Annotated in this window: 26 protein-coding genes; 13 read left to right on the top strand and 13 right to left on the bottom strand. The window is 71.4% G+C overall.

The window, feature by feature from the left end; genetic code table 11:
* Positions 1-4: 4 nt before the first annotated feature.
* A complete protein-coding gene (locus ACIBK5_RS20010; RefSeq protein WP_399021181.1) occupies positions 5-646 on the bottom strand; it encodes a TetR/AcrR family transcriptional regulator in 642 nt (213 codons plus the stop codon).
* 93 nt (positions 647-739) lie between these two features.
* On the opposite strand from ACIBK5_RS20010, the gene ACIBK5_RS20005 reads away from it, so the two are divergent.
* From ACIBK5_RS20005 to ACIBK5_RS19995, 3 genes are all read left to right on the top strand, one after another.
* Positions 740-1,891, top strand: a complete 1,152-nt coding sequence (locus ACIBK5_RS20005) for an acyl-CoA dehydrogenase family protein (RefSeq protein ID WP_399021180.1) — start codon at positions 740-742, stop codon at positions 1,889-1,891.
* 59 nt (positions 1,892-1,950) lie between these two features.
* Positions 1,951-2,196 carry a YiaA/YiaB family inner membrane protein gene (locus ACIBK5_RS20000; protein WP_399021179.1) on the top strand — a complete coding sequence of 82 codons (246 nt, stop codon included), beginning with the start codon at positions 1,951-1,953 and terminating at the stop codon, positions 2,194-2,196.
* Positions 2,197-2,266: 70 nt separating this feature from the next.
* Complete coding sequence (locus tag ACIBK5_RS19995) at positions 2,267-2,911, top strand: TetR/AcrR family transcriptional regulator (RefSeq protein WP_399021178.1); 645 nt, start codon at positions 2,267-2,269, stop codon at positions 2,909-2,911.
* Here the strand turns inward: ACIBK5_RS19995 and ACIBK5_RS19990 are convergent.
* Positions 2,902-3,363: a MaoC family dehydratase gene (locus ACIBK5_RS19990; protein WP_399021177.1), complete on the bottom strand. Its 462-nt coding sequence runs from the start codon at positions 3,361-3,363 to the stop codon at positions 2,902-2,904. The genes ACIBK5_RS19995 and ACIBK5_RS19990 overlap by 10 nt on opposite strands.
* Before the next feature lie 101 nt (positions 3,364-3,464).
* On the opposite strand from ACIBK5_RS19990, the gene soxR reads away from it, so the two are divergent.
* On the top strand, positions 3,465-3,929 hold the full coding sequence (gene soxR / locus ACIBK5_RS19985) for a redox-sensitive transcriptional activator SoxR (RefSeq protein ID WP_399021175.1): 465 nt from the start codon (positions 3,465-3,467) through the stop codon (positions 3,927-3,929).
* A 138-nt stretch (positions 3,930-4,067) separates the two neighbouring features.
* On the opposite strand, the gene ACIBK5_RS19980 is transcribed toward soxR, so the two are convergent.
* Positions 4,068-4,784, bottom strand: coding sequence for a 3-keto-5-aminohexanoate cleavage protein (locus ACIBK5_RS19980; RefSeq protein ID WP_399021174.1), 717 nt, complete (start codon positions 4,782-4,784; stop codon positions 4,068-4,070).
* A gap of 93 nt (positions 4,785-4,877) precedes the next feature.
* Complete coding sequence (locus ACIBK5_RS19975) at positions 4,878-5,483, bottom strand: hypothetical protein (protein ID WP_399021173.1); 606 nt, start codon at positions 5,481-5,483, stop codon at positions 4,878-4,880.
* 262 nt (positions 5,484-5,745) lie between these two features.
* Here ACIBK5_RS19975 and ACIBK5_RS19970 point away from each other — a divergent pair, with 262 nt between their 5' ends.
* Positions 5,746-8,550 carry a penicillin acylase family protein gene (locus ACIBK5_RS19970; RefSeq protein ID WP_399021172.1) on the top strand — a complete coding sequence of 935 codons (2,805 nt, stop codon included), beginning with the start codon at positions 5,746-5,748 and terminating at the stop codon, positions 8,548-8,550.
* A 28-nt stretch (positions 8,551-8,578) separates the two neighbouring features.
* Here the strand turns inward: ACIBK5_RS19970 and ACIBK5_RS19965 are convergent, their stop codons facing one another.
* Positions 8,579-9,895, bottom strand: a complete 1,317-nt coding sequence (locus ACIBK5_RS19965; protein ID WP_399021171.1) for a serine-threonine protein kinase — start codon at positions 9,893-9,895, stop codon at positions 8,579-8,581.
* 158 nt (positions 9,896-10,053) lie between these two features.
* The gene (locus tag ACIBK5_RS19960; RefSeq protein WP_399021170.1) at positions 10,054-11,289 is read right to left on the bottom strand and encodes an exo-beta-N-acetylmuramidase NamZ domain-containing protein; all 1,236 of its coding nucleotides are present in this window, start codon (positions 11,287-11,289) and stop codon (positions 10,054-10,056) included.
* A 221-nt stretch (positions 11,290-11,510) separates the two neighbouring features.
* Here ACIBK5_RS19960 and ACIBK5_RS19955 point away from each other — a divergent pair, with 221 nt between their 5' ends.
* From ACIBK5_RS19955 to ACIBK5_RS19945, 3 genes are read left to right on the top strand one after another with little or no spacing between them, the layout of a single operon-like run.
* Positions 11,511-12,284 (top strand): SDR family oxidoreductase, encoded by a 774-nt coding sequence (locus ACIBK5_RS19955; RefSeq protein WP_399021169.1) that lies wholly within the window; start codon positions 11,511-11,513, stop codon positions 12,282-12,284.
* On the top strand, positions 12,281-13,945 hold the full coding sequence (locus ACIBK5_RS19950; protein ID WP_399021168.1) for a class I adenylate-forming enzyme family protein: 1,665 nt from the start codon (positions 12,281-12,283) through the stop codon (positions 13,943-13,945). Before ACIBK5_RS19955 ends, ACIBK5_RS19950 begins: the two co-directional genes overlap by 4 nt.
* Positions 13,946-13,974: 29 nt before the next feature.
* Positions 13,975-14,568, top strand: a complete 594-nt coding sequence (locus ACIBK5_RS19945) for a TetR/AcrR family transcriptional regulator (RefSeq protein WP_399021167.1) — start codon at positions 13,975-13,977, stop codon at positions 14,566-14,568.
* A 228-nt stretch (positions 14,569-14,796) separates the two neighbouring features.
* Here ACIBK5_RS19945 and ACIBK5_RS19940 read toward each other — a convergent pair whose 3' ends face one another.
* Both ACIBK5_RS19940 and ACIBK5_RS19935 read right to left on the bottom strand, forming a co-directional pair.
* Complete coding sequence (locus ACIBK5_RS19940) at positions 14,797-16,011, bottom strand: acyl-CoA dehydrogenase (protein WP_399021166.1); 1,215 nt, start codon at positions 16,009-16,011, stop codon at positions 14,797-14,799.
* A 5-nt stretch (positions 16,012-16,016) separates the two neighbouring features.
* Positions 16,017-17,051, bottom strand: a complete 1,035-nt coding sequence (locus ACIBK5_RS19935; protein WP_399021165.1) for a phosphotransferase family protein — start codon at positions 17,049-17,051, stop codon at positions 16,017-16,019.
* A 207-nt stretch (positions 17,052-17,258) separates the two neighbouring features.
* Here ACIBK5_RS19935 and ACIBK5_RS19930 point away from each other — a divergent pair, with 207 nt between their 5' ends.
* On the top strand, positions 17,259-18,203 hold the full coding sequence (locus ACIBK5_RS19930) for an NADP-dependent oxidoreductase (RefSeq protein WP_399021163.1): 945 nt from the start codon (positions 17,259-17,261) through the stop codon (positions 18,201-18,203).
* A gap of 27 nt (positions 18,204-18,230) precedes the next feature.
* Here ACIBK5_RS19930 and ACIBK5_RS19925 read toward each other — a convergent pair whose 3' ends face one another.
* The 4 genes from ACIBK5_RS19925 to ACIBK5_RS19910 are packed head-to-tail and all read right to left on the bottom strand — an operon-like array spanning position 18,231 to position 20,471.
* Complete coding sequence (locus tag ACIBK5_RS19925; protein ID WP_399021162.1) at positions 18,231-18,566, bottom strand: DUF202 domain-containing protein; 336 nt, start codon at positions 18,564-18,566, stop codon at positions 18,231-18,233.
* Entirely contained in the window at positions 18,563-18,955 is a 393-nt protein-coding gene (locus tag ACIBK5_RS19920) for a YidH family protein (RefSeq protein ID WP_215122459.1), read from the bottom strand. Before ACIBK5_RS19920 ends, ACIBK5_RS19925 begins: the two co-directional genes overlap by 4 nt.
* A gap of 45 nt (positions 18,956-19,000) precedes the next feature.
* Positions 19,001-19,516 (bottom strand): NUDIX hydrolase, encoded by a 516-nt coding sequence (locus ACIBK5_RS19915; RefSeq protein ID WP_399021161.1) that lies wholly within the window; start codon positions 19,514-19,516, stop codon positions 19,001-19,003.
* Between the two features lie 31 nt (positions 19,517-19,547).
* A complete protein-coding gene (locus ACIBK5_RS19910) occupies positions 19,548-20,471 on the bottom strand; it encodes a DMT family transporter (protein WP_399021160.1) in 924 nt (307 codons plus the stop codon).
* Between the two features lie 347 nt (positions 20,472-20,818).
* Here ACIBK5_RS19910 and ACIBK5_RS19905 point away from each other — a divergent pair, with 347 nt between their 5' ends.
* The 4 genes from ACIBK5_RS19905 (at position 20,819) to ACIBK5_RS19890 (ending at position 24,816) form a co-directional block, all read left to right on the top strand.
* Positions 20,819-21,769 carry a hypothetical protein gene (locus ACIBK5_RS19905; protein WP_399021159.1) on the top strand — a complete coding sequence of 317 codons (951 nt, stop codon included), beginning with the start codon at positions 20,819-20,821 and terminating at the stop codon, positions 21,767-21,769.
* A gap of 34 nt (positions 21,770-21,803) precedes the next feature.
* Positions 21,804-23,342, top strand: coding sequence for an APC family permease (locus tag ACIBK5_RS19900; RefSeq protein ID WP_399021158.1), 1,539 nt, complete (start codon positions 21,804-21,806; stop codon positions 23,340-23,342).
* A 150-nt stretch (positions 23,343-23,492) separates the two neighbouring features.
* A complete protein-coding gene (locus ACIBK5_RS19895; RefSeq protein WP_399021293.1) occupies positions 23,493-24,218 on the top strand; it encodes a molybdopterin-dependent oxidoreductase in 726 nt (241 codons plus the stop codon).
* Positions 24,202-24,816 carry a cytochrome b/b6 domain-containing protein gene (locus ACIBK5_RS19890; protein WP_399021157.1) on the top strand — a complete coding sequence of 205 codons (615 nt, stop codon included), beginning with the start codon at positions 24,202-24,204 and terminating at the stop codon, positions 24,814-24,816. The genes ACIBK5_RS19895 and ACIBK5_RS19890 overlap by 17 nt, the downstream gene beginning before the upstream one ends.
* A 220-nt stretch (positions 24,817-25,036) precedes the next feature.
* Here the strand turns inward: ACIBK5_RS19890 and ACIBK5_RS19885 are convergent, their stop codons facing one another.
* The gene (locus tag ACIBK5_RS19885) at positions 25,037-26,068 is read right to left on the bottom strand and encodes an L-idonate 5-dehydrogenase (protein WP_399021156.1); all 1,032 of its coding nucleotides are present in this window, start codon (positions 26,066-26,068) and stop codon (positions 25,037-25,039) included.
* Between the last annotated feature and the right edge of the window lie 15 nt (positions 26,069-26,083).

The raw sequence follows: 26,083 nt of genomic DNA, 5'->3' as shown, positions 1-26,083 counted from the left end.
GTGCCTATGCGGTCCGTCGCACCTGCTCGTACTGGCGTGCCAGCCCGTCCAGCAGGGCCGTCAGCCCCGTCTCGAAGGCCCGCTCGTCGATCTTCTCCTGCTGCTCGGCGAGGAGATGGGCCTGCTGGAGATGCGGGTAGTCGGCGGGGTCGTAGGCGCTCGCGTCGTCCACGAAGCCCCCGGCGAAGGAGCCGAGCGCGGAGCCCATCACGAAGTACCGCATCAGCGCGCCGATGGACGTGGCCTGCGCCGGCGGCCAGCCCGCCGCGACCATCGCGCCGTAGACGGCGTCCGCGAGGCGCAGCCCCGCCGGACGGCGGCCGGGGCCGCGGGCCAGCACCGGGACGATGTTCGGGTGGTCGCGCAGCGCGGCCCGGTAGGAGACGGCCCAGTCGTGCAGCGCGGTCCGCCAGTCGCGGCCGTCCTCGAACATCGACAGGTCCACCTGGCCGCTCACCGAGTCGGCGACCGCCTCCAGGATCTCGTCCTTCGTACGGAAGTGGTTGTAGAGCGAGGGCCCGCTGACGCCCAGTTCGGCGGCGAGCCGACGGGTGGAGACCGCCGCCAGGCCCTCCGCGTCCACGAGCGCGCGGGCCGTCTCGACGATCCGGTCGGTGGAGAGCAAGGGCTTGCGCGGTCGGGCCATGGCGCACATAGTAGGGCTGTGCCTAGAAACTAGCAGTGCTAATTTAAAGGTACGGCTTTCAATGACGTACGGCCTTCCCTGGGGTGACGTGTGGTGAACCTGGAACTCGGCGAGGAGCAGACCGCGGTCCGGCGGCTCGCGCGGGACTTCGTGGAGCGTGAGATCACCCCGAACGTCATCGCCTGGGACCGCGCCGAGGAAGTCGACCGCGGACTCGTCAAGAAGCTCGGCGAGATCGGCTTCCTGGGGCTGACCATCGACGAGGAGTACGGCGGCTCCGGCGGCGACCACCTCGCGTACTGCCTGGTCACGGAGGAACTGGGGCGGGGCGACTCGTCCGTGCGCGGCATCGTCTCCGTCTCGCTGGGGCTCGTCGCCAAGACCGTCGCCGCCTGGGGGAGCGAGGAGCAGAAGCGGCGGTGGCTGCCCGGGCTCACGTCCGGCGAGACGGTCGGCTGCTTCGGCCTGACCGAGCCGGGCACGGGCTCGGACGCGGGCAACCTCGCGACGCGGGCGGTGCGGGACGGCGACGACTACGTCATCAGCGGCACCAAGATGTTCATCACCAACGGCACCTGGGCCGATGTCGTCCTGCTCTTCGCCCGCTCCACGGACGCCCCCGGCCACAAGGGCGTCTCCGCCTTCCTCGTCCCGACCGACACGCCCGGCCTGACGCGGCGCACGATCCACGGGAAGCTGGGGCTGCGCGGCCAGGCCACGGCCGAACTGGTGCTGGACGACGTACGCGTGCCCGCCTCGGCGCTGCTGGGGGAGGAGGGCAAGGGCTTCTCGGTCGCCATGTCGGCCCTCGCCAAGGGCCGGATGTCGGTCGCCGCGGGCTGTGTCGGCATAGCCCAGGCCGCGCTGGACGCGGCGGTGCGGTACGCGGGCGAGCGCGAGCAGTTCGGGAAGCCCATCGCTCAGCACCAACTCGTCCAGGAGCTGATCAGCGACATCGCCGTGGACGTCGACGCCGCTCGGCTGCTGACGTGGCGGGTCGCCGATCTGATCGACCGGGGGCGGCCGTTCGCCGTCGAGTCGTCCAAGGCCAAGCTGTTCGCCTCGGAGGCGGCCGTCCGGGCAGCGAACAACGCGCTCCAGGTCTTCGGCGGCTACGGCTACATCGACGAGTACCCGGCGGGCAAGCTGCTGCGGGACGCCCGCGTGATGACCCTCTACGAGGGCACCAGCCAGATCCAGAAGCTGGTCATCGGGCGTGCGCTGACGGGGGTTTCGGCGTTCTGAGTACCTTCTGAGTACGTCGGCGGATGTGGCGCGGGCCACTTCGGCCGAAGCTTGCCCCCATGAGTGACACACCGGGTAAGCAGAACACCGCGGCCTTCTACGGCCAGGCCGTCGCCTCCTTCGCCGTCGCCATGGCGGCCACCGCCATCGGCATCTACCAGCTCAGTGCCGACGCCTGGGTCCGGGGCTTCCTCGCCATCGCCGTCCTGTACCTGGTCACCTCCTCCTTCACCCTGGCCAAGGTGATCCGGGACCGGCAGGAGGGGGCGGCGGCGCCCGCCTACACCCCCTTCGAGAAGCACTGACCGGCCGCACTAAGCGCCCGCTCACCTTCAACGGTATGGTGGTGCCCCTGCCAGTGGAGAGGGGCACGTGATGGGTACGGCGGAGGAGACGGCCGGCGGCGAGGCGCAGGCGTGGGGCGAGGTCACGCCCGACGCGGCGCGGCGGCTGCTGATCGCCGCGGTGGAGGCCTTCGCCGAGCGCGGGTACCACGCCACGACGACCCGTGACATCGCGGGTCGCGCCGGGATGAGCCCCGCCGCGCTCTACATCCACTACAAGACCAAGGAAGAGCTGCTGCACCGCATCAGCAGGATCGGGCACGCGAAGGCCCTGGAGATCCTGCGGACGGCGGCCCGGCGCGAGGGCAGCGCCCGTGAGCGTCTGGCCGACGCGGTCAGCTCCTTCGTCCGCTGGCACGCCGGCGGGCGCACCACGGCCCGGGTCGTCCAGTACGAGCTGGACTCGCTCGGTCCTGACGCCCGGGCCGAGATCCTCGCGCTGCGCCGGCAGTGCGACGACGAGGTGCACCGGGTCATCGAAGACGGCGTGGCGTCGGGCGAGTTCGACGTGCTCGACGTCAAGGGGACCACCCTCGCGGTGCTCTCCCTCTGCATCGACGTGGCCCGCTGGTTCAACGTCGACGGGCCGTGGACGCCGGACGAGGTCGGCGCGCTGTACGCCGACCTCGTGCTGCGGATGGTCGGAGCCGGGGAACCGGCGCCGGCTCAGAAGTAGTAGCGCGCCACGGACTCGGCGACGCAGACGGGCTTGTCGCCGCCCTCGCGCTCCAGGGTGAAGGCGACGGTGACCTGGACACCGCCGGTCACCTCCTCGACGCCGGTGATCGTGGCGGTCGCGCGCAGCCGGGAACCGACCGGCACGGGCGCGGGGAAACGCACCTTGTTCGTGCCGTAGTTGACGCCCATCTTCACGCCTTCGACGGCGATCAGCTGCGGCCCGAAGAGGGGCAGCAGCGACAGGGTCAGATAGCCGTGCGCGATGGTCGTGCCGAAGGGGCCCGCGGCGGCCTTCTCGGGGTCGATGTGGATCCACTGGTGGTCACCGGTGGCGTCCGCGAAGAGGTCGATCCGCTTCTGGTCGATGTCGAGCCAGTCGGTGTACCCCAGCTGCTCGCCCACCGCCGACTTCAGGTCGTCGACGGACGTGAAGATCCTCGGCTGTGCCATGTCCCGGCCTCTCGCATGTCAGGGATGCTGTTTTACTAAGCGACTGCTTAGCATGGTCGGCGCCGGGGGGTCGTGTCAACGGACTGGGTAGGGTTCGATGGGTGCCCCAGATTCCAGAGAAGATCCATGAGCTCACGGTCGGCCAGCTCGCGGCGCGCAGCGGTGCGGCCGTCTCCGCGCTGCACTTCTACGAGTCCAAGGGCCTGATCGGCAGTCGCCGGACCTCCGGCAACCAGCGCCGCTACTCGCGTGACACGCTCCGCCGGGTCGCCTTCATCAGGGCCGCGCAGCGGGTCGGTATCCCGCTGGCGACGATCCGCGAGGCGCTGGCGCAACTCCCCGAGGAGCGGACGCCGACGAAGGAGGACTGGGCGCATCTCTCGGAGGCCTGGCGCTCCGAACTGGACGAACGCATCAAGCAGCTGAACCGCCTTCGGGACCACCTCACCGACTGCATCGGCTGCGGCTGCCTCTCCCTCGAAGGCTGCGTCCTCTCCAACCCGGACGACGCCTTCGGCGAACGCCGCACGGGCTCCCGCCTGATGGTCGACAAGGGGCGGGCGTAACGCCCGCTGCGGGCAAGTCTGCCGCCCTAGCTGCGGGCATGCGTGCCGCTAGGGGCGGCACGGGTGGGCGCAGCGGCACCCCGCTACGCCGGGCTGCGCGACGCCCCGCCCCCAGCACCGGTGCCGAGTACCCGGCCATCAACCCGCCCCGTACTCACCCAACCCCGCCACCACCAACTCCGCATTGGACCCGGCCCGCCTCCCGTCCGGCAGCACCAGCACATCCTCCAGCCCGACCCGCGTAGCCACCCCCAGCCGCCCCGCGAGCCGCAGCACAGGCCAAGCACCCCCGTCCTCCCCGTGCAACAGCACAGGCCGGCCATGGGCGGATCCGATGCCGGACAGCAACGCCCGCGCGGAAGCCACCGCGCTCGACGCGTCCGTGTCCGTCACCTCGGCCAGCACCCGCAGAACCCTCGGCCCCAGCGAAGACGCGGCGAACCGCTCCGCCCCGTCCGTCCCCGACCAGATACCGGCCTCCACCCCCACCCCGAGATCGAGGAGCGCGGCGGCCACCTCCTCCGCCCCCGGCTCATGCCAGTTGACCGACGCATGGTCGGGCAGCACGGTCCAGCCCCGGACACGCTCCAGCCTGGCGGCGGGGTCCGGCTCCGCCCACGCCCCCGTCGTCACACCGACCGGCACCGACACCCGCGCCCGGATCGCCTCCAGCGTCACCGCGAGCACCCGCGGCGACAGTGTGTCCCGCCCGCACGGTGTCTTGGGATGGACATGGACATCCGTGGCCCCGGCCGCGACAGCCTCCGCCGCGGACTCGGCCATCGCCTCGGGCGACAGCGGCACCGCCGCACCGTCGGCGGCTCCCCGCGTCCCGTTCAGACACACCTGCACCATGTCCCGATGGTGCCAGTCACCACTGACAGCCGGCCCCGGCGGCGACAGTGGGGGTGCGGCATCCCCGGCGCACCCCCCGCGCACCCGCGTTCGTCAAGCCGACATCAACAGTGGCCGCGCCCGCCTGGCGAACGCCAGGGACTCGGACGTGAGCACGGGACGCGGTACCAGGATTCCGCAGTCCGTGCAGACCGGACCCGCCGATGGTTCGTGGTCCAGGTCGTACTTCCAGGCGAGTTGCTCCCCGCCGCACACCGGGCACGCCGAGCCCGGTTCGCGCTCCAGCGCGGCGATCAGCCGGCGCAGCACCTCGGCCAGCGGTTCACGGGGATGGACCGCCGGATCGTCGCACCACGCCACGCCGAAACCGCCCCAGGTCAGCCGGTGCCAGTCGTCCACGCTGCCCGGCCGGCGCAGTCCGTCGTGCTTCTCCTTCTTGCGGCGCTCGGCGAACTCGACCTCGTAGGCCAGCCAGACCGCCCGCGCCTCCTCCAGCTCGTCCAGTGCGGCCACGAGCCGCACTGGATCGGGGGACCGGTCCTCGGGACCGAATCCCGCCCGGGCGCACAAATGGTCCCAGGTCGCCCTGTGCCCGTAAGGGGCGAACCTCTCAAGGCACTTGCGCAGCGAATAGCGCCGCAAGGCCAGATCGCACCGCGGATCGCGGACCTGTCTCGCCAGACTCCGGAAACCGGCCATCGTCCTGCACCTCCGTCACACCTGCACCTGTAATCCGGTCACTTCGGCGTCGTCGTACGGACGTCGCCGAATAGACGTATCGACAAGCGAATCGGCTCCATCCGATTTCAAATGCCCTCCATAAGCCGTCCTAAGAGGCTCGCGAGTCGACTGCCGTGGTCCGTGTGCCTGTTGTGCTGACTCCAAGAAGTGACGATTGTTCATCTTCAAACTCGGGGATACCGGCGGTAACATCCGGCCACCCCCTCCGGAGGAGCCCCCCATGCCACGGCGTACCGCTCGCACGCGCACCGTTCTCGGCAGAATGAGAACTCCCCGGGGATTCCCCGGGTTCCTGAAGACCGCTTCGATATGCGCCCTGATCGCAGGTCTTTTGTCGCCGCTTGCCCCGGCGGCCGCCGCGGAAACACCGGCAGGGCAGGCTGCGGCCGCGGCGAACGACTACTGCGGCAACCAGTGTTCGGACATCCTCCCGCCCGGCCAGAACGGCAACGCCACCCTCGCCCAGATCCTCCTCAACCAGGCCTTCGGCACCCAGCCCGAGCACGCCGAGGACCAGCTCGGGCCCTACGCGAATCTCGCCAAGGGCTACACCGGCCTCACCAACGATAAGATCAACAACTTCTTCAACGACGCGTCCTTCGGGGTCCCGGCGGATCAGGTCGCCTCCACGGTCAAGCCGGCCGGGCGCGGCGACGTGACGATCGTCCGTGACAAGAAGACGGGTGTGCCGCACATCACCGGCACCACTCGGTACGGCACCGAGTTCGGGGCCGGCTACGCGGCCGCCCAGGACCGGCTGTGGCTGATGGACGTCTTCCGGCACGTCGGGCGCGGTCAGCTGACCTCGTTCGCCGGCGGCGCGCCCTCCAACCAGGGCCTGGAGCAGCAGTTCTGGCGGCACGCCCCGTACACCGAGGCCGACCTCCAGGCGCAGATCGACAACGCCGTCGCCACCAACGGCGAGCGCGGCAAGCAGGCCCTCGCCGACGCCACGGCCTATCTCGACGGCATCAACTCCTACATCGACGCCTCGGACAGCGGCCGCTACTTCCCGGGCGAGTACGTCCTCACCGGGCACAAGGACTCGGTCACCAACGCCGGGAAGATCGAGCACTTCAAGATCACCGACCTGGTCGCGCTGGGCTCGGTGATCGGCGCACTGTTCGGTTCCGGCGGGGGCGGCGAGGTCAACAACGCGCTCTCACTGCTCGCCGCCCAGGAGAAGTACGGAGTGGCGGAGGGCACCAAGGTCTGGGAGTCCTTCCGCGAGCGCAACGACCCGGAGGCCGTCCTCACCGTCCACGACGGCAGCTTCCCGTACGCGACGAAGCCCGACGACCCGCAGGGCACGGCCCTGCCCGACGCCGGCTCGGTGGAGCCGGAGCCGCTCGTGTACGACCGCACCGGCAGCGCCGCGACGTCCAGTGCCACCGGCGCGTTCGGCCAGGCGGCGAAGACGGCCCTGTCGTCCGCCAGGCGCGGCATGTCCAACGCCCTCGTGGTCGGCGGCGAGCACACCGCCAGCGGCCACCCCGTCGCCGTGTTCGGGCCGCAGACCGGCTACTTCGCGCCCCAGCTGCTGCTGCTCCAGGAGATCCAGGGCCCGGGCATCAGCGCCCGCGGCGCCTCCTTCGCGGGCCTGAGCATGTACGTCGAACTCGGCCGCGGCCAGGACTACGCGTGGAGCGCCACGACCTCCGGCCAGGACATCATCGACACCTACGCCGTCGAACTGTGCCAGGACGACTACCACTACCTGTACCGCGGCACCTGCACGCCGATGGAGAAGGTCGAGCAGAAGAACGCCTGGAAGCCGACCACGGCCGACGGCACCGCGGCCGGCTCCTACACGATGCGCGTCTGGCGCACGAAGTACGGCCCCGTCGAGTACCGCGCGACGGTCGGCGGCAAGAAGGTCGCCTACACCACCCTGCGCTCGTCCTTCCTGCACGAGGCCGACTCCATCATCGGCTTCCAGATGCTGAACGACCCCGAGTACGTCCAGGGCCCGGAGTCCTTCCAGAAGGCGGTGCAGCACATCAACTACACCTTCAACTGGTTCTACGCCGACTCCGAGCACACCGCGTACTACAACAGCGGCGACAACCCGGTGCGCGCGAACGGCGTCGACGCCGAGTTCCCGGCGTGGGCGCGGCCGGCGTACGAGTGGCGGGGCTGGGACCCGGCGACCAACACGGCCGACTACACCCCGCCCTCCGCCCACCCCAACTCGATCGACCAGGACTACTACATCTCCTGGAACAACAAGCAGGCCAAGGACTACACGACCGCTCCCTGGGGCAACGGGTCCGTGCACCGCGGCAACCTCCTGGAGGACCGGGTGAAGAAGCTGGTCCGGCAGGGCGGTGTGACCCGGGCCGCGCTGGTCAAGGCCATGGCCGACGCGGCGACGGCCGACCTGAGGGCGGAGGACGTCCTGCCGAAGCTGCTGAAGGTCGTCAACAGTTCACCGGTCACCGACCCAGCCGCGGCCGCTGCCGTGAGCAAGCTCCAGGCGTGGATCGCGGCCGGCGGCAAGCGCACGGAGACCTCGGCCGGCTCCAAGAAGTACGCCGACGCCGACGCGATCCGCATCCTGGACGCCTGGTGGCCCCTGCTGGTCAAGGCCGAGTTCGAACCGGGCCTCGGCAGCGAGCTCTACGCCGCCATGACCGCGAACCTGCCCGTCGACGAGTCCCCGTCGGCCGCCCACGGCCCGACCGGCTCGCACGCCGGAAGCTCCTTCCAGTACGGCTGGTGGAGCTATGTCGACAAGGACATCCGGGGAGTGCTCGGCGAGCAGGTGCGGGGTCCGCTCGCCAGGAAGTACTGCGGCGACGGCAGCCTCGGGGCCTGCCGTGACACCCTCATCGGCACCCTGAAGGAGGCGGCCGGCAAGACCGCCGCCCAGGTCTACCCCGGCGACGACCAGTGCTCGGCGGGCGACCAGTGGTGCGCCGACTCGGTCATCCACCGCACCCTGGGCGGCATCAAGCACGGCAAGATCAGCTGGCAGAACCGGCCGACCTACCAGCAGGTCGTGGAGTTCACCTCGCACCGGTGACGCGAGGGTCCCGGTGGCTGACGGCGGGTCAGCGGACGCGGCCCGCCGTCAGCACCAGGCGGGCCAGCTCCTCGTGCAGGATGTCGCTGTGCGCGCCGGCCGGCGGGCCGCCGCGTCTGACCACCGCCGACGCGTCGACGTTCACGCATCCCGAGGCGGGCGGTTCCACCGTCAGGGCCTTGGCGAGGGAGTACGCGCGCGTGCCCGGCACCGCCCGCACCCCGCCACAGCCCATCGCGCCCCATTTCTCGCCCAGGGCCCTGCTCAGGTCGAGGCCGGTGGCCGACCGGCTGTCGCCCGCCATCCGCGACGCCAGCGGATAGAACGTGCCGAGGGCCGAGTCGTGCCGGGAGTGGCAGCACACCACAGGGCCGTCGACACGGTTCTGCTGCCCTTGCAACACCCCTCCGGCGCGCGCGTCGTGCGGCAGCCGGGCCGCGAACGCGTAGTGCGAGAACGCCCCTTGGAGCAGTGTCACGGACTTCACCGTGCGCACACCCTCGGGGAGTCCGCGCAGCGCGAACGACACCAGCCGGGCGCCGAAGCTGTGCCCCACGAGGTGCACGCGCACGCCCGGCGCCGCCGCCGCGAGCTGTCCGACGACCCGGCCGAGGCCGCGCTCACCGACGGTTCCCGCGCGCCGCTTCATCGCGTAGTACGCCGCCTGCCGCAGCAGTTCGTGCGCACCGTCCCAGGGGTTCGGGAGCCTGAAGTCCCTTCGTGCGCCGGACGCTTCGAGCTCCGCGAGCGCCTGCGCGAAATCCTCGCAGGCCGCCGCCGAGGACCCGGCGAACATCTCCGGCTCGCTCTGCGGCACCCCCTCCGCCACCGTGTCCGCCGCGAACAGCTCCTGCGGCCCGGGTGCCACCACCTCCACCAGCAGCCGGACCAGCCGCCCGAACTCCTCCAGCTCGGACTCCTCCCGCGGCTGCTGCTCCAGCAGCCGCGCGATCTGGTCGACCAGGATCGCCCGGCCCGGGAAGGTCTCCAGCAGCGCGTGCCGCGTGTCCTTGCCGAGCGCGGGACGGCCGGGGGCCTCGGCCGGCACGGCCCGTGGCAGGTCCGGGATCGGTTCGTCGGAGAACCGCATCGCCGGCCACAGCACCCCCACGTACCCGACCCGGGCCGCCGGGGCCAGCCGTGGGACGGGCGCGAGGAAGCGGTCGTAGAGGCGGGTCGCGCCCGAGCGGTCGTTGTTCCAGCCGTGCGCGAAGACGATCAGGTCGCGCACCTTCCGTTCGGCCACCCCGGCGAGCAACCGGTCCCGCTGGCGGCCCGCCGGGTCCCCGTCCGCGTCGAAGGTCAGCTCCCAGTAGGGAGCCACACTCATCGCCGGATCCGCCATGACAGGCCCCCTAGCCCCCTGGTGACGCCACGATCTGGGCGCATCGTCCTGCCAACGGGGCGAATTGGCCATACGTCACGGGCGCATTGGGTGCGGTATGCCTCGCTCAGCGGTGGACGAGGTACTCCTCGCTCAGCAGTAAACGAGGTACTCCTCGCTCAGCGGTAGACGAGGTACTTCCGCCGCGTCCGCCGGAACGCCGCCAGGTCCTGCTGCCACCCCGCCACGACCTCGTCGGTGTCCGCGCCCGCGTCGATCATCGTGCGTACGCGCGCGGAGCCGGTGAGCTTGTCGATCCAGTTGTCGGGGCGCCAGGCGAAACCGCTCCAGACCCGCTTGGCGGTGACCAGCAGGGCGATTCCCGTGCGCACGGGGTCGAACGCGGCCCGGTCGTGCACATGGACCTGCACACCGCCGATCGTCTTGCCCTGGAACTTCGAGAAGGTGGGCGCGAAGTACGCCTCCCTGAACCGCACGCCGGGCAGCCCGAGTTCGTTCGCCCCCTCCGCCCAGCGCCGGTCGACGCCCTCCGCGCCGAGCAGTTCGAACGGCCGGGTCGTGCCGCGCCCCTCCGACAGGTTCGTGCCCTCGAACAGACAGGTCCCCGAGTACACCAGGGCCGTCTCCGGCGTCGGCATGTTCGGGCTCGGGGGCACCCAGGGCAGGCCGGAGGCGTCGTAGAACTCCGAGCGCTTCCAGCCCGACATCGGCACGGTCTCCAGCGGCACGGGCTGGGTCAGGAACTCGCCGTTGAACAGCCGCGCCAGCTCCGCGACGGTCATCCCGTGGGCCTGGGAAATGGGCTGCCGTCCGACGAACGTGGCGAACTCCTTGTGCAGCACGGGCCCCAGCGCCGCGCGCCCCGTCACCGGGTTGGGCCGGTCCAGGACCACGAACCGCTTGCCGGCGAGCTGCGCGGCCTCCATGCAGTCGTACAGGGTCCAGATGTACGTGTAGAAGCGGGCGCCGACGTCCTGGATGTCGAAGACGACCGTGTCCACGCCGGACGCGGTGAAGATGTCGGCGAGGGGCCGGCCGCTCTTGAGGTACGTGTCGTAGACGGGCAGGCCGGTCGCCGGGTCGTCGTAGCGGCCCTCGGAGCCGCCGGCCTGGGCGGTGCCCCGGAAACCGTGCTCGGGGCCGAAGACGGCGGTGAGGTCGACGCGGTCGTCCTCGTGCATGACGTCGACGATGTGGCGGGCGTCGCGGGTGATGCCGGTGGGGTTGGTGACGATGCCGGCCTTCTGGCCGTCGAGCAGGGCGTAGCCGTCGTGGGCGAGTCGTTCGAAGCCGGTGCGCAGGTGCCTTCGGCGCTGGGCGGCGGATGCGGTGGAGGTGGCTGAGACGGCTGCCGCCGTGGCCGTGGTGATGACGGCTCGTCTGGAAGGGCGCATGCGGTGACCTCCTTGAGCGGGGACGGTCGGCATGGGCACGGTATGCGCTCCCGCGGGTTGTGGGGAGCCTGCGGGCCGCCTGTGGCTTGTCGCGCCCCGCGGCGAAGCCGCACGATCAGTACAGCCCCGCGCCCCTTTCGGGGGCGTTGCCGACACCCCTTCCGCAGTACATACCGACCGGTTAGTCTGGCGCCATTGCTGAGCCGCGTCTAAGGAGACCGATGGTGGGAGCCTTTCAAGAGGCCGGAGTCGTTGTCACGGGGGCCGGCGGCGGAATCGGGGCCGCGCTCGCCCGGCGGTTCGCCGCCGAAGGGGCCCGGGTCGTCGTCAACGACCTCGACGCCGAGCGGGCCAAGCACATCGCCGCCGAGATCGGCGGCATCCCCGTGCCCGGCGACGCCTCGGGCATCGTCGGGGACGCCCGGGACGCGCTCGGCGGGACCGTCGATGTGTACTGCGCCAACGCCGGTGTCGCCTTCGACGGCGTCGATTCCGGGCAGTCACTGGACGAGAAGGCGTGGGCGACCTCCTGGGACGTGAACGTCATGGCCCATGTCCGGGCCGCCGAGGAACTGCTGCCGGCCTGGCTGGAGCGCGGCAGTGGCCGGTTCGTCTCCACCGTGTCCGCCGCCGGGCTGCTCACCATGATCGGAGCCGCGCCCTACGCCGTCACCAAGCACGGCGCCCTCGCCTACGCCGAGTGGCTGTCGCTGACGTACCGGCACCGGGGCGTGAAGGTCCACGCGATCTGCCCGCAGGGCGTCCGCACCGACATGCTCGCCGCCACCGGCAGCGCCGGCGACCTGGTGCTGCAGCCGACCGCGATCGAGCCGCAGGCCGTCGCGGACGCCCTGCTCAAGGGCATCGAGGAGGACCGCTTCCTGATCCTGCCGCACCCGGAGGTCGCCGCCTACCATCAGGCCCGGGCCGGTGACCCCGACCGGTGGCTGACCGGTATGAACCGCATCCAGCAGCAGTGGGAGGAGACCCGGTGACCGAGTCCCGCTACGCGGCCAAGCCTTGGCTGGACCTGCTCGACGAGGCCCAGAAGGGCCCGATAAGCCCCGCCGGCTCCCTCGTGCACGCCCTGCGGCGGGTGGTGGCCGAGACGCCGGACAGCGACTTCCTGGCCTACTTCGACGGACGGCTGACCTACCGGGAGGTCGACGAGCTCAGCGACTCCGTCGCCGGGCACCTCGCGGCACGCGGCCTGGAGCCCGGCGACCGGGTCGCGGTGCTGCTGCAGAACTCTCCGCACTTCGTGCTCGCCATGCTCGGCGCGTGGAAGGCGGGCGCGGTCGTCGTGCCCGTCAACCCGATGTACAAGTCGGGCGAGGTGACCCACGTCCTGCGGGACGGCGAGGTGGCCGCGCTGATCTGCTCGGACCGGGCGTGGGAGTCGTATCTGCGCGAGACGGCGGCGGACTCGCCCGTGCGGATCGTGCTCACCGGATGCGAGCTGGACTTCCAGACGCGTGACGACGCGCGTGTGCTGACCTTCGAGCGGCTGCCGCAGGCCCCGGACGCCGATGACCTGGTGACCGTGGCGCGAGCCGGGGACAAGGCACCGGCGGACCGTGTGCCCGGCCCCTCCGACATCGCGCTGATCAGCTACACCTCCGGCACGAGCGGCACGCCCAAGGGTGCCACCAACACGCACGGCAACATCATGTACAACGCCGAGCGGCAGCGGACCGGCCTGGGGCTGCCCGAGCGGCCCGTGTACTTCGCGATGGCGCCCCTGTTCCACATCACGGGCATGGTCTGCCAGTTCGGCGCCTGTCTGAACAGCGGGGGCACGCTCGTGCTGGCCTACCGCTTCGAGGCGGGCACGGTGCTGGACGCGTTCGCCGAGCACGCGCCGCACTACACGGTCGGCCCTTCCACGGCCTTCATGGCGCTGGCCGCCCACCCCTCCGTCACCCGTGAGCACTTCTCCTCCTTCCGGGTGATCTCCTCCGGCGGCGCCCCGCTGCCGCCCGCGCTGGTGGAGAAGTTCCGGGCGGGCTTCGGGCCGTACATCCGCAACGGCTACGGGCTGACCGAGTGCACCGCGCCCTGCGCCTCCGTGCCGCCCGGTCTGGAGGCGCCCGTCGACCCGGCCTCCGGGACGCTCGCTGTGGGCCTGCCCGGCCCCGACACGGTCGTCCGGATCGTCGACGACAACGGCGACGAGGTGCCCTTCGGCGAGCAGGGCGAGATCGCCGTACGCGGCCCGCAGGTCGTGCCCGGCTACTGGCGGCGCGCCGACGCCACCGCCGAGACCTTCCCCGGTGCCGAACTGCGCACCGGCGACATCGGCTTCATGGACGAGCAGGGCTGGCTGTACGTCGTCGACCGCAAGAAGGACATGATCAACGCGTCCGGCTTCAAGGTGTGGCCGCGCGAGGTCGAGGACGTGCTCTACACGCACCCGGCGGTGCGCGAGGCCGCCGTGGTCGGGGTGCCCGACGGCTATCGCGGGGAGACCGTCAAGGCGTACATCAGCCTGCGTCCGGACGCCGAGACGGACCCGGATGCACTCGCCGCCTACTGCAAGGAGAGACTGGCCGCCTACAAATACCCGCGCCAGGTGGAGATCCTGCCCGACTTGCCGAAGACGGCCAGTGGGAAGATCCTCCGTCGGGAACTGCGTTCCCGGATGCAAGGCAATTGACCAGCAGTACGGAAAGGCAGGTGGCGGCAGTGCCCAGGACCACGGACTCGGACGGCACCCCCGTGCCTCAGCGGCTCCTGGCCGCCGCCACCCGGCTCTTCGCGGAGCGGGGCTACGACCGCACCTCGGTGCAGGAGATCGTCGAGGCGGCCGGCGTCACCAAGGGTGCGCTGTACCACTACTTCGGCTCCAAGGACGACCTGCTGCACGAGGTGTACGCGCGCGTGCTGCGTATCCAGCAGGAGCGGCTGGACGCCGTCGCGGACGCGGACGAGCCGGTGGAGAAGCGGCTGCGGGCCGCGGCCGCGGACGTCGTGGTGACGACCATCGACAACCTCGACGACGCGATGATCTTCTGGCGGTCGATGCACCACCTCAGCCCCGAGAAGAACAAGCAGGTCCGCTCCGAGCGCCGCCGCTACCACGAGCGCTTCCGGGCGCTGGTCGAGGAGGGCCAGGAGTCGGGCGTCTTCTCCAGGACGACCCCGGCGGACCTGGTCGTCGACTACCACTTCGGCTCGGTCCACCACCTGTCGACGTGGTACCGCCCGGACGGGCCCATGAGCCCGCAACAGGTAGCCGACCACCTGGCCGACCTGCTGATGCGGGCCCTGCGCCCCTGACCCAGCCAGGGGGCTCCGCCCCCTGGACCCCGGCCTATGCCCACCCACCGCCCGACACGGTGAGCCAAGAGGCCGGGCTCGCACCCACCAGCCCGTCCGGCGCTTGAGGACGAGGCCGTCCAGGCCGAACGGGGGTCCAGGCCGAACGGGGGTCCAGGGGGCGGAGCCCCCTGAGGATGGGACGGGCAAGGGCGGCGGGGGCGAGAAAACCCCCACCGCCCGCACCGCCTACAGGTACTTCTTCAACTCCCGCCGGGCCAGCGACCGCTGATGCACCTCATCAGGCCCGTCCGCGATCATCAGCGTCCGCGCCCCCGCATACAGCTCCGCCAGCGGGAAGTCCTGACTGACACCCCCCGCACCGTGCAACTGGATCGCCCGGTCGAGAATGTCCACCACCGCCCGAGGCGTAGCGATCTTGATCGACTGGATCTCGGTGTGCGCGCCCTTGTTCCCGACCGTGTCCATCAGCCACGCGGTCTTCAGCACCAGCAGCCGCAGCTGCTCGACCGTCACCCGCGCGTCCGCGATCCAGTTGTGCACCACACCCTGCTGCGCCAGCGCCTTACCGAAGGCCGTCCGGGACACCGCCCGCCGGCACATCAGCTCGATCGCCCGCTCCGCCATGCCGATCAGCCGCATGCAGTGGTGGATCCGGCCGGGACCGAGCCGGGCCTGCGCGATGGCGAAGCCGCCGCCCTCCTCGCCGATCAGATTCGACGCCGGCACGCGCGCCCGGTCGAAGATCACCTCGGCGTGGCCGCCGTGGTAGTGGTCCTCGTAGCCGAACACCTGCATCGCCCGCTTGATCGTGACACCCGGCGTGTCACGCGGCACCAGCACCATCGACTGCTGGCGGCGGATGTCCTCCCCGTCCGGGTCCGTCTTGCCCATCACGATGAAGATCTTGCAGTCGGGGTGCATCGCTCCGGAGATGTACCACTTGCGGCCCGTGATGACGTACTCGTCGCCGTCCCGCTCGATGTGCGTGGTGATGTTGGTGGCGTCCGAGGAGGCCACCTCCGGCTCGGTCATCGCGAACGCCGAGCGGATCTCGCCCGCCAGCAGCGGCTCCAGCCACTGCTTGCGCTGCTGCTCGTCCCCGAACTGGGTCAGCACCTCCATGTTCCCGGTGTCGGGTGCCGCGCAGTTCGTCACCGTCGGAGCCAGCTGCGGTGACCGGCCCATGATCTCGGCGAGCGGCGCGTACTGCAGATTGGTGAGCCCGGCCCCGTACTCGGAGTCCGGCAGGAAGAGGTTCCACAGGCCCTGCCTGCGGGCCTCGGCCTTCAGCTCCTCCACCACGGGCACGGTCTCCCACGGCGAGGCGAGCGCGGCCCGCTGCTCGTCCGCCACCGCCTCGGCCGGATAGACGTACTCGTCCATGAAGGCGAGCAGCTTGGCGCGCAGCTCCTCGGTGCGTGCGTCGAACGCGAAGTCCATACGGATCAGCCCTCCTGAAGGCCCTCGTGAAGCGTGGTCAGCCCGTGCCGGACGAAGACGGGCACGAGGTCGCCGATGCGGTCGAACCCGCGCCCGACCGTCTGGCCGAGCGTGTAGCGGTAGTGGATGCCCTCGAGGATCACGGCGAGCTTGAACCAGGCGAACGCCGTGTACCAGGAGACCGCGGAGACGTCGCGCCCCGAGCGCGCGGCGTACCGCTCGATGAGTTCGGACGGCGCCGGATGCCCGGGGGCCTCGGCGGTCGTGGAGACGGGGGAGTCGGGCATGCCCAGCGGCATGCTGTACATCACCAGCAGGCCGAGGTCGGTGAGCGGGTCGCCGAGTGTCGACATCTCCCAGTCGAGAACGGCCTTGATCTGGTCGTCCTCGCCGATGAGGACGTTGTCGAGCCGGTAGTCGCCGTGCACGACGGCCGGCGCGGGGGAGCGGGGCAGGTCCCGGCCGAGGGCGGCGTGCAGTTCGTCGATGCCGTCCAGCTCGCGGTTGCGGGAGGCGTCCAGCTGCTTGCCCCAGCGCCGCAGCTGCCGGTCCAGGAAGCCCTCGGGCCGCCCGAAGTCCGCGAGCCCGGCCTCGCCGGGGTCCACCGCGTGCAGCTCCACCAGCGTGTCCACCAGGTTCAGCACCGCGCCCCGGGTCCGCTCCGGACCGAGCGGGGCGAGCTGGTCGGCGGTGCGATAGGGGGTGCCCTCGACGAACTCCATGACGTAGAAGGGCGACCCGAGCACCTCCTCGTCCTCGCACAGCAGCACCGGCCGCGGAACCGGCACGGCGGTCGGATACAGCCCGCTGATCACCCGGTGCTCGCGCTTCATGTCGTGCGCGGTGGCCAGCACATGGCCGAGCGGAGGCCGCCGTACGACCCAGCGTGCGGTGCCGTCGGAGACCGCGTACGTGAGGTTCGACCGTCCGCCCTCGATCAGCCGGCCGGACAGCGGGCCGTTCACCAGGCCGGGGCGCTCCCGGTCGAGCAGGCCGCGAAGCCGGTCGAGATCGAGTCCGGGCGGGTGGTCGGGGCTCATGCGTCGCTCCTACGGGGAGATGGACGGTTCCCGACTCATGATGCCGACCGGTCGGTATGTCGTCCAGAGGGGGGCCGAAACGTGATCGGAGCCACGATAGGCCGACGGCTCCTCGCGCGGGACGCCGGGGAGCCCCAGGAGCCCGGGGCCGCTTCGTTCAGGCCATCCGGCTTGCGTGGCACCCGGGGAGCCCGGAAGGTCGGAGCCATGAAGGCCATCAGCTACTCACGGTACGGCGGACCCGAGGTGCTGGCGTTCGGGGAGGTCCGCGATCCCAAGGTCGGCCCGGACGCGGTGCTGGTGAAGGTGCGGGCGGCGGCCGTGAACCCCGTCGACTGGAAGGCCCGCGAGGGCTACCTCGACGCCATCCTCGAACCCGCCTTCCCCGTGGTGCCCGGCTGGGACGTCTCGGGCGTCGTCGTACGGCCCGGCGTGGCCGTCTCGGAGTTCGACGTCGGGGACGAGGTCATCGGGTACGTACGCGAGGACTTCCTCTCCCGTGGCACCTTCGCCGAGTACGTGGCAGCGCCCCTGCGCACCCTCGCCCGCAAGCCGCGCAACCTCTCCTTCGAGGAGGCTGCCGGACTGCCGCTGGTCGGGCTCACCGCCTACCAGGTGCTGCTCAAGGTGCTCCAGGTGAAGCGGGGCGAGACCGTCCTGGTGCACGCGGCGGCCGGCGGCGTCGGCTCGATCGCCGTACAGCTCGGCACCCACCTCGGCGCCCGGGTGATCGGTACGGCGAGCGAGCCCAACCACGACTTCGTGCGGGGCCTCGGCGGCGAGCCCGTGACGTACGGCGAAGGCCTGGGCGAGCGGGTGCGGGGGCTGGCGCCCGAGGGTGTGGACGCCGTGTTCGACACGGTCGGCGGTGACGCGCTGAAGGTCTCGGCGAACCTGCTGGCCCCCGAGGGCCGCCTGGTGTCGATCGCCGACGGCGACGTCGTGAACTACGGCGGCCGCTACTACTTCGTACGCCCCGACGCCGAGGACCTCCAGCGGCTGTCCGAACTGGCGGAACAGGGCGTGGTGAGCGTGCATGTCTCCGAGACGTTCCCGCTGGAGCGCGCGGCGGACGCGCATCTGCTGAACCAGGAGGGCCGGACCCGCGGCAAGATCGTCGTGACGGTGGACTGGGAGACGGAGGGCGCGTAGCCGCCGGCCGTCGAGGTCCGGGGGCCATCAGAGAACGAGGGCCGCCCCGCACACCGCCATCGCGACCGTGCACAGCACCGCGGCCGTGGCGTGCCGGGGCGCGAACGCCGCGGGACTGCCGGGCACGGAGAGGGCGCCGATACGGCGGTGGGCGACGCCGAGGAAGCCCAGCCACAGCAGACAGCACAGGGCGCACGCGACCACCCCGGCGACCGACACGCCACCGTGCAGCGCGGTCTTCACGGCGAGTACGGCCGAGACCGTGCCGGAGAGGGTCGTACGCCGCCACGCGAGCCGGGTCCGCTCGGGCTGGAGCCCGGGGTCGCGGTCAGGGGTCAGAGGCGCGCTGCCGGATGCGCTCACCCCTCCCACCCCACGAGCACCACAAGCACCATCGCGACGGCCACGACCGCGACGACGAGGCTCAGCAGCGCCGGGAACCGGGACACCGGCAGATCCTCGCCCCGGCGCATGGCCCGTTCGCAGCGCACCCAGTGGTTGACCGCCCGCAGCGAGCACAGCACCCCCGCGGCGAGCAGTGCGAGGGCCAGCCCCACCCGCCAGCCCCAGCGCAGGTCCGGCAGGAACTGGTCCACGGCGAAGCCGCCGCCGATCAGCGCGAGCGCGGTGCGCAGCCAGGCCAGGAAGGTGCGTTCGTTCGCCAGCGAGAACCGGTAGTCGGGCGTCTCGCCGTCCTGCCGGACCTCGGCGGGCGCGAACCACAACCGGACGTTCCGTACGAACTCGATCATCTGCGCGACCCTACCCGGGAGCCGCTCGCCGGTCGCTGTCGCCCACTAGGGCCTCGACCGGAACGCCTTGAGCCGCTCGTACGCCGCCAGCCCGTCCGGCACCCACTCCCACTCCCCGAGACGCCGCTCCACCTCGTCCTCGGACAGGAAGTCGTGCCAGGCCACCTCCTCGGCCTGCGGCCGCACGGGAAGCTCGCAGCGGACCTCGTAGACCGCCGACCACCAGCTCCGGCCGTCGCCGTCGTCGTAGAGGAACTTGAAGAGGTACCTGGGGTCCGGGAGGCCGGTCACGCCCAGTTCCTCCTCGGCCTCGCGCAGAGCCGCCGTGTCGTAGGCCTCGCCCGCGCCGACCACTCCGCCGACGAACATGTCGTGGAGCGAGGGGAAGACCAGCTTGGTGGGTGTCCGCCGGTGCACGAAGAGACGGCCCTCGGCGTCCCTGGCCTGGATGAACACACAGCGGTGCCGCAGGCCCCCGGCGTAGACCTCGCCTCGGGGCAGCTGCCCGATGACCTGGTCGTTCTCGTCGACGATGTCGAGGATCTCGTCAGCAGCGCTCATGCCCTCATCCAAGCAGTGAGCGGCGTCCGCATCACTGGGGCTGCGGCTGTGCCTGCAGCTTCCCCACGCGGGCGCGCTCCGCCAGTCCGTGCGGCATCGCCGGGTGCAGCCCCAGCAGCACGATTCCGGCGACCACGGCGAGCAGACCGCCCGCCTCCCAGCTCAGGGCCACCGCGTCGGTCCGCAGCCGGTCGCCGAGGAAGCCGACGCCGCAGATGATCCCGGCGAGCGGCTGGGCCGCGGTCAGGGCGGGCAGCGACTTGCGCAGGGAGGCGGTCTCGAAGGCGCTCTGCACGAGGACAAGACCCGTGACGCCCAGCGCGAGGACCGCGTACGGCTGCCAGCCGGTCAGCAGCTCGGCGAAGCCGCCGTCGGCGAACTTCTGCCCGCTCACCCGGGTCAGCGCGTCCTGCACGCCGTACAGCAGCCCGGCGGCCAGGGCCAGCAGCACCGGTCCGGAACTCAGCCGCGAACGCTTGGCGTGTGTCGTGAGCAGCAGGGCGAGACCGACCATGGCCCCGATGATCAGCCACTGCCGCACCGGATCCGCCGTCGCGGCTCCGCCCTGCGGCTGGCCCGCCACGATGAACGCGGTCACCCCGCCCGCCAGCAGCAGCAGGCCCGCCCAGCCCTGGCGGCCCAGTGGCTGCTTGGTCTGCCTGCGGGACAGCGCGAGCGCGAACAGCAGGTTCGTCGCCAGCAGTGGCTCCACCAGGGCCAGCTCGCCCTGCCCGAGGGCGGCTGCGCCCAGCGCCATGCCGACCACCATCAGCGCGATGCCGCCGAGCCAGCGCGGCACCTTCACCAGGTCGATCAGCAGCCGGAAGGAGAGGAAGTCGCTCAGCGGTGCCCGCTGGGCCGCGTTCTGCTGCAGGACGAAGCCGAAGCCCAGACAGCAGGCGGCGCTCAGGGCGAGCACGAGAACTAGAACCGACACGCGGTGTACCTCGATCATCAGGTCGGGTTCACGGTTGCGTAGGGGCCGACTGTACCGGCTGGCTCCGCCCGGCGCGCCCGTACGTCCTGCCATGGTCCGGGTCGAAACCGGCGAACGCTATGACGTACGTCACAAAGGGCGAAACGGAAAAATCGGATGTCGGTCTCATGCTCCTCCCACTCCTCGTTGATCACAAAACCCTCACGAGTAACGCCACTTGACGCGTGTAACGCGATGGCGGCCCTTGACGTCAACCGTTGGCGGGGGGTTGGCTGTGCGTGATCAGTTCATGGCATTGCGCACATCCGCGCCCCATCGACCGCCGTGAGCCGAAACACCAGAAGAGCGCGTGAGGAAGTTCCGCGGTGTCCCCACCCCCGCCTCCCCTCGGCCGTGGCCGCAGACGTGCGGCGCAGGCCTTCGACGAGGCCCTCGACGACGCCGACCTCGTGGCCGCGCGCGCCGCGCTGGCGCAGGGCCGCTGGCAGCACGTCCGTTCCCTGCTGGTCCGGACCGGAGAGGACTGGGACCGCCGCGGCCACCGGATCACGGTCCTCGCGGGGGAGTCCTACTGCGCCGCCTGGGCCCGTGAGTGGCTGCTCGCCGAACCCGAGTCCGCCGACGCCGCCGTCCTGCTCGCCCTCGCCGAGGTCCGGCGGGTGCTGCGCGGCAAGGGCAAGCCGGTCCGCGCCCGTGAGGCCTGCGACACCGCCGTCGCCCGCGCCCCGGCCGATCCCACTCCTTTGCTCGGCCTGCTCATGCTGGAGTGCGCCACCGGCAGGGACATGGACGTGGTCCGGCAGTTCGAGGCGGTCCGAGGCCGGTACGCCGACCACCACCACGCCCACCACCTGATGGTCGCCCGGCTCGCCGCGCGCCGCACCGAGGCCGGCCCGGACCCGTTGCACGAGGTCTACGACTTCGCCAACTGGGCCGCCGAACAGGCACCGGCCGACTCCCCGCTCGCGATCCTGCCCGTCATCGCACACGCCGAGCGCTACCGCGTGCTGGCCGCCGCCGGGTACGAGCCCGCCGATCCGGCCGCCTCGGGCCACTGGGCCGGCCGCCGCGCCCGGCAGGTGATGAAGGCCGCCTTCGACTGGTGGCTGGAATGGGAGCTGGAGGGCCATCCGCGCCGGCTGATCGACCTGAACTTCCTCGCCCACGCCAAGTTCTGCGAGGGGCGGGGCGCCGAGGCCGCCGCCCTGTTCCACCGGATCGGCCGGTACGCCACCCCGGCGCCCTGGTCGTACCCGGACCGCGACCCGCACATCGCCTTCGCCGCCGCCCGCGCCGGGGCGCTCGGCACGGCCTGACCCCCGCCATCCCAGAAGTGAGGACGCTCTCCCGATGACCACGGACAGTTCGAGTACGAGCACGTCCGCCGCAGGCGGCGGTATCAGTACGTTCAAGGGGCAGGAGCGTGCCCTGCGGGCCGACCGCCTCGGCACCGGGGGGCTGCTGCTCTCCGTCCTCGCGGCGACCGCCCCGCTCATGGTGGTCGCGGGTGTCATGCCCACTACATTCGCGGTGATGGGCATCGTCGGCCAGCCGCTGCTCTTCGTCGTCCTCGGCGTCGTCCTGGTCCTGTTCAGCGTGGGCTACGCCGAGATGAGCCGCCACGTCCACAACGCGGGCGCCTTCTACGCCTACATCTCCCGCGGCCTCGGCGGCACCGCCGGCGCGGGCGCCGCCCTGGTCGCCCTCGTCGCCTACAACGCGCTCCAGATCGGCATCTACGGCATCTTCGGCTTCGAGGTCTCCGGCCTCCTCGCCACCTACGCCGACGTGGAGATCGCCTGGTGGATACCGGCCCTCGTGGCCGCCCTCGCCGTCGGACTGCTCGGCTGGCTGAAGATCGACGTCAACGCGCGGGTGCTCGGCGTGCTGCTGGTCATCGAGGTACTCCTCGTCGTGATCTTCGACGTGGCCGCCCTCGCCGACCCCGGCAAGGAAGGCCTGTCGCTGCACGCCTTCAACCCCGACACGCTCACCGGCGCGGGCGTCGGCACCGCGCTGTGCTTCTGCATCGCCGCGTTCCTCGGCTTCGAGCAGGCCCCCGTCTACGCCGAGGAGACCAGCCGCCCGCATGTCCTGGTGCCGCGTGTGATGTTCTTCGCCGTCGGCGGGGTCGCCGTCTTCTTCGCGCTGAGCAGCTGGGCCCTCACCGTCGCCACCGGCCCCTCCGCGATCGTCGGCACGGCCCAGAAGCAGAGCGCCGGACTGCTGTTCTTCCTCACCGAGTCCCGCCTCGGCGGCACCTTCACGGACGTCCTGCACATCCTCTTCGTCACTGGCATGTTCGCCGCCCTGCTCAGCTTCCACAACGTCGTCGCCCGGTACGCCTTCGCCATGGGCCGCGAGGGCCTGCTGCCCGCCGCCTTCGGCCGTACCAGCGGCAGCAGCGGCGCCCCCGGCACCGGCTCGCTGCTGCAGACCGTCGTGGCCGTGGTGGTCGTGGCCGGCTTCGCGATCGCCGACGACAAGCCGGTCGGCGACCCGACCGCGCCCGTCCTGCACCTGTTCACCTGGCTCGGCAACATCGGCGCCCTCGGCGTGATCGTCCTGATGGCGGCGGCCTCCCTGTCCGTCGTCGTCTTCTTCGTCCGCCGCGGCGCCGCCGGAGCCCAGGCCTGGCGGCTGGTCACCGCCACGCTGTCGGGCCTCGCCCTGCTCGTGATCGCCGGCTACACCGTGAAGGACTTCGAGGTGCTGGTCGGCGCCGGCCCGGACTCCTCGCTGAGCTGGGTGCTGCCCGGCGTCATCGGGCTGGCCCTGGTCGCGGGACTCGTCCTGGGCCTGGTGCTGCGCGCCCGCGCCCCCGAGAAGCACGCCCGGATCGGGCTCGGCAACGAGGCGTTCCAGCTCGACAAGGCGGCCTCGTCCTGACGCGCCCGACGTAAGAAGTGGTTACGGAACTCTGACGAGCACCCGCGATCCCTGTCCTGCCGGGGCCGCGGGTGTTCGAATGAGAACGTGAACGCGAACAGGGGCGACGAGGATGTGAATGGGGGCGTGCGCGAGGACGTACAACACGGCGTGAACGACGGACACCCCGAGGAACGGGGCACCCCGGTCGGCCGCCGCGTCTTCCTCGGCACCCTCGCCGTGGGCGCCCTCGGCGTTGTCGCCGCGCCCAAGCTGCAGCGCGGCCTGGAGGGCTTCCTCGGCGGTGCCGCCGACAAGGACCCCACCGGCCTGACCGGACTGCTCCCGAACGGCGGCGGCTTCCGCTACTACTCGGTCGCCTCGTCCGTCCCGCGCAAGAACGCCGACACCTACCGTCTCAAGATCGACGGCCTGGTCGACCGCCCCACCACCTACACACTGGACGCGCTGAGAGCCCTGCCGCAGACCCGCATGGTGCGCGACGTCCAGTGCGTCACCGGCTGGCGGGTCCCGGACACCCCGTTCGAAGGTGTGCGCCTCTCCCGGATCCTCGACGCGGCCCGCGTACGCCCCACCGCGAAGGCGATCCGCTTCACCTGCTTCGACGGCACGTACACCGAGAGCCTCACCCTCGCCCAGGCCCGCCGCGCGGACGTCCTGGTCGCCCTGCGCATGCAGGACAAGGACCTCGGCCACTCCCACGGCGGCCCGGTCCGCCTCTATGTGGCGCCCATGTACTTCTACAAGTCCGCCAAGTGGCTCTCCGGCATCACCCTGACCGACGAGGTCGACCCGGGCTACTGGGAGGAGCGCGGCTACGACATCGACGCCTGGGTGGGCCGCTCGAACGGACGCGACGATGCACCCACGAGCTGACACCGCGGCCGATGTCAGCCGCTTCACCCCGACCGAGCGCTGGATCCACCGCACGACGGCCGCCCTGATGGGCCTCTGCGTCCTGACGGCGGCCTGCCTCTACGTCCCCCAGCTCGCCGAACTCGTAGGCCGCCGTGCCCTGGTCGTCACCCTGCACCAGTGGTCAGGCCTCGCCCTGCCCGTCCCGGTCCTGGCAGGCCTCGCCTCCCGAGCCTTCCGAGCCGACCTCGGCCGGCTCAACCGCTTCGGCCCGCACGACCGCACCTGGCTGCGCGCCGCCCTGCACCGCGACAGGCGGCACGCCTCCCGCCCGGCCGCCAAGTTCAACGCCGGCCAGAAGATCTACGCGTCCTGGATCGCGGGCGCCACCCTCGTCATGCTCGCCACCGGCCTGATGATGTGGTTCACCCACCTCACCCCCCTCCTCTGGCGCACCAGCGCGACCTTCGTCCACGACTGGCTGGCCCTCACCATCGGCATCGTCCTGGCCGGCCACATCGGCATGGCCCTGGCCGACCCCGAGGCACGCAGAGGAATGAGAACGGGCAGGGTGACCAAAGAGTGGGCGGACCACCAGCACCCCCTATGGCGCCAGTAGCCGTCCGCCCTCAGGGGCGCGGGGAACTGCGCGAACAACCACAACGCACCCGCAGCCGCTGGGCGCCGCAAGTTGTCCGCCCTCAGGGGCGCGGGGAACTGCGCGAACAACCACAACGCGCCCGCAGCCGCTGGGCGCCGCTAGTTGTCCGCCCTCAGGGGCGCGGGGAACTGCGCGAACAACCACAACGCGCCCGCAGCCCCCGCCCAACATCAACCACCTACGGCGCGACGGCGAAATCCAACAGCACCTTGCAAGACCGAGTCCGATCAGCGGCCAGCGCAAACGCAGACTCGGCCTCCGAGGCCGGAACCACCGCACTCACCAGCCCGTCGAACGCCGGCTCCACCGCCAGCAACTCCAACGCCGCGTCAAACTCCGTATCGAACCGGAACGCCCCCCGAAGCTCGATCTCCCGGCTCACCACAAGGTTCCCCGCGAACGGACTCTGCCCCGGCGGCAACATCCCCAACTGCACGACGACCCCACCCCGCCGCACCCGCCGCAGACACGCGTCGAGCCCCGCGGCCACCCCGGACGCCTCGATCGCCACATCGACCTCGTCGGGCCACCCGGCATCATCGGGATCGTCGGCCCGCACCACCGTCGACGCACCGGCGACCCGGGCATACTCCAGCGCCTCGGGCAGCAGATCCGTCACCGTGACCCGCGCCGCCCCCGCCGCCTTCGCCGCCGCGACCACCAGACACCCGATGGGCCCGGCACCGGTCACCAGAACATGCCGCCCGGCCACGTCCCCGGCCCGCCGCACCGCGTGCAGCGCGACGGACAGCGGCTCGGCGAGCGCGGCCCGGCGCAGCTCCAGACCGTCCGGCAACGCCCGCAACTGCTCACTCGGCACGACCACCCGCGCCGCGAACCCGCCCTGCACATGCGGGAAACGCGCCGCACTGCCCAGATAGCGGGTGTCCCGGCACACGTTCCGCCGCCCGGCCGAGCACTCCGGGCACACTCCGCACGGGGTCGCCGGATGCACGGCCACAGCCGTACCCGGAGCCGGACCCGAGGCACCGGCCCCGTACTCCAGCACCGTCCCGACGACCTCGTGCCCGAGCACCATCGGCTCCCTGAGCCGGAAGTCACCGACGCCGCCGTGCCGCCAGTAGTGCAGATCGGACCCGCACACCCCGCCGTACCGGACGGCGACCAGCGCCTGCCCGGGACCGGGCTCCGGAACGGGCAACTGCGCGACCCGGAGGTCGTCCTGACCGTGAATCACACAACCCAGCATCAAAACCTCCTGAAT

The organism is Streptomyces sp. NPDC050546 (assembly GCF_044457425.1).
In the GTDB taxonomy this organism is placed as follows: domain Bacteria; phylum Actinomycetota; class Actinomycetes; order Streptomycetales; family Streptomycetaceae; genus Streptomyces.
This window is presented reverse-complemented; position numbering and strand designations above follow the sequence as displayed.

Bases quoted from the DNA above. Each gene is read 5' to 3' on its own strand.
- ACIBK5_RS20010 (WP_399021181.1), bottom strand. From the start codon at position 646: ATGGCCCGACCGCGCAAGCCCTTGCTCTCCACCGACCGGATCGTCGAG.
- ACIBK5_RS20000 (WP_399021179.1), top strand. From the start codon at position 1,951: ATGAGTGACACACCGGGTAAGCAGAACACCGCGGCCTTCTACGGCCAG.
- ACIBK5_RS19995 (WP_399021178.1), top strand. From the start codon at position 2,267: ATGGGTACGGCGGAGGAGACGGCCGGCGGCGAGGCGCAGGCGTGGGGC.
- ACIBK5_RS19990 (WP_399021177.1), bottom strand. From the start codon at position 3,363: ATGGCACAGCCGAGGATCTTCACGTCCGTCGACGACCTGAAGTCGGCG.
- ACIBK5_RS19980 (WP_399021174.1), bottom strand. From the start codon at position 4,784: ATGGTGCAGGTGTGTCTGAACGGGACGCGGGGAGCCGCCGACGGTGCG.
- ACIBK5_RS19975 (WP_399021173.1), bottom strand. From the start codon at position 5,483: ATGGCCGGTTTCCGGAGTCTGGCGAGACAGGTCCGCGATCCGCGGTGC.
- ACIBK5_RS19970 (WP_399021172.1), top strand. From the start codon at position 5,746: ATGCCACGGCGTACCGCTCGCACGCGCACCGTTCTCGGCAGAATGAGA.
- ACIBK5_RS19965 (WP_399021171.1), bottom strand. From the start codon at position 9,895: ATGGCGGATCCGGCGATGAGTGTGGCTCCCTACTGGGAGCTGACCTTC.
- ACIBK5_RS19960 (WP_399021170.1), bottom strand. From the start codon at position 11,289: ATGCGCCCTTCCAGACGAGCCGTCATCACCACGGCCACGGCGGCAGCC.
- ACIBK5_RS19955 (WP_399021169.1), top strand. From the start codon at position 11,511: ATGGTGGGAGCCTTTCAAGAGGCCGGAGTCGTTGTCACGGGGGCCGGC.
- ACIBK5_RS19940 (WP_399021166.1), bottom strand. From the start codon at position 16,011: ATGGACTTCGCGTTCGACGCACGCACCGAGGAGCTGCGCGCCAAGCTG.
- ACIBK5_RS19935 (WP_399021165.1), bottom strand. From the start codon at position 17,051: ATGAGCCCCGACCACCCGCCCGGACTCGATCTCGACCGGCTTCGCGGC.
- ACIBK5_RS19930 (WP_399021163.1), top strand. From the start codon at position 17,259: ATGAAGGCCATCAGCTACTCACGGTACGGCGGACCCGAGGTGCTGGCG.
- ACIBK5_RS19920 (WP_215122459.1), bottom strand. From the start codon at position 18,955: ATGATCGAGTTCGTACGGAACGTCCGGTTGTGGTTCGCGCCCGCCGAG.
- ACIBK5_RS19915 (WP_399021161.1), bottom strand. From the start codon at position 19,516: ATGAGCGCTGCTGACGAGATCCTCGACATCGTCGACGAGAACGACCAG.
- ACIBK5_RS19910 (WP_399021160.1), bottom strand. From the start codon at position 20,471: ATGATCGAGGTACACCGCGTGTCGGTTCTAGTTCTCGTGCTCGCCCTG.
- ACIBK5_RS19900 (WP_399021158.1), top strand. From the start codon at position 21,804: ATGACCACGGACAGTTCGAGTACGAGCACGTCCGCCGCAGGCGGCGGT.
- ACIBK5_RS19890 (WP_399021157.1), top strand. From the start codon at position 24,202: ATGCACCCACGAGCTGACACCGCGGCCGATGTCAGCCGCTTCACCCCG.
- ACIBK5_RS19885 (WP_399021156.1), bottom strand. From the start codon at position 26,068: ATGCTGGGTTGTGTGATTCACGGTCAGGACGACCTCCGGGTCGCGCAG.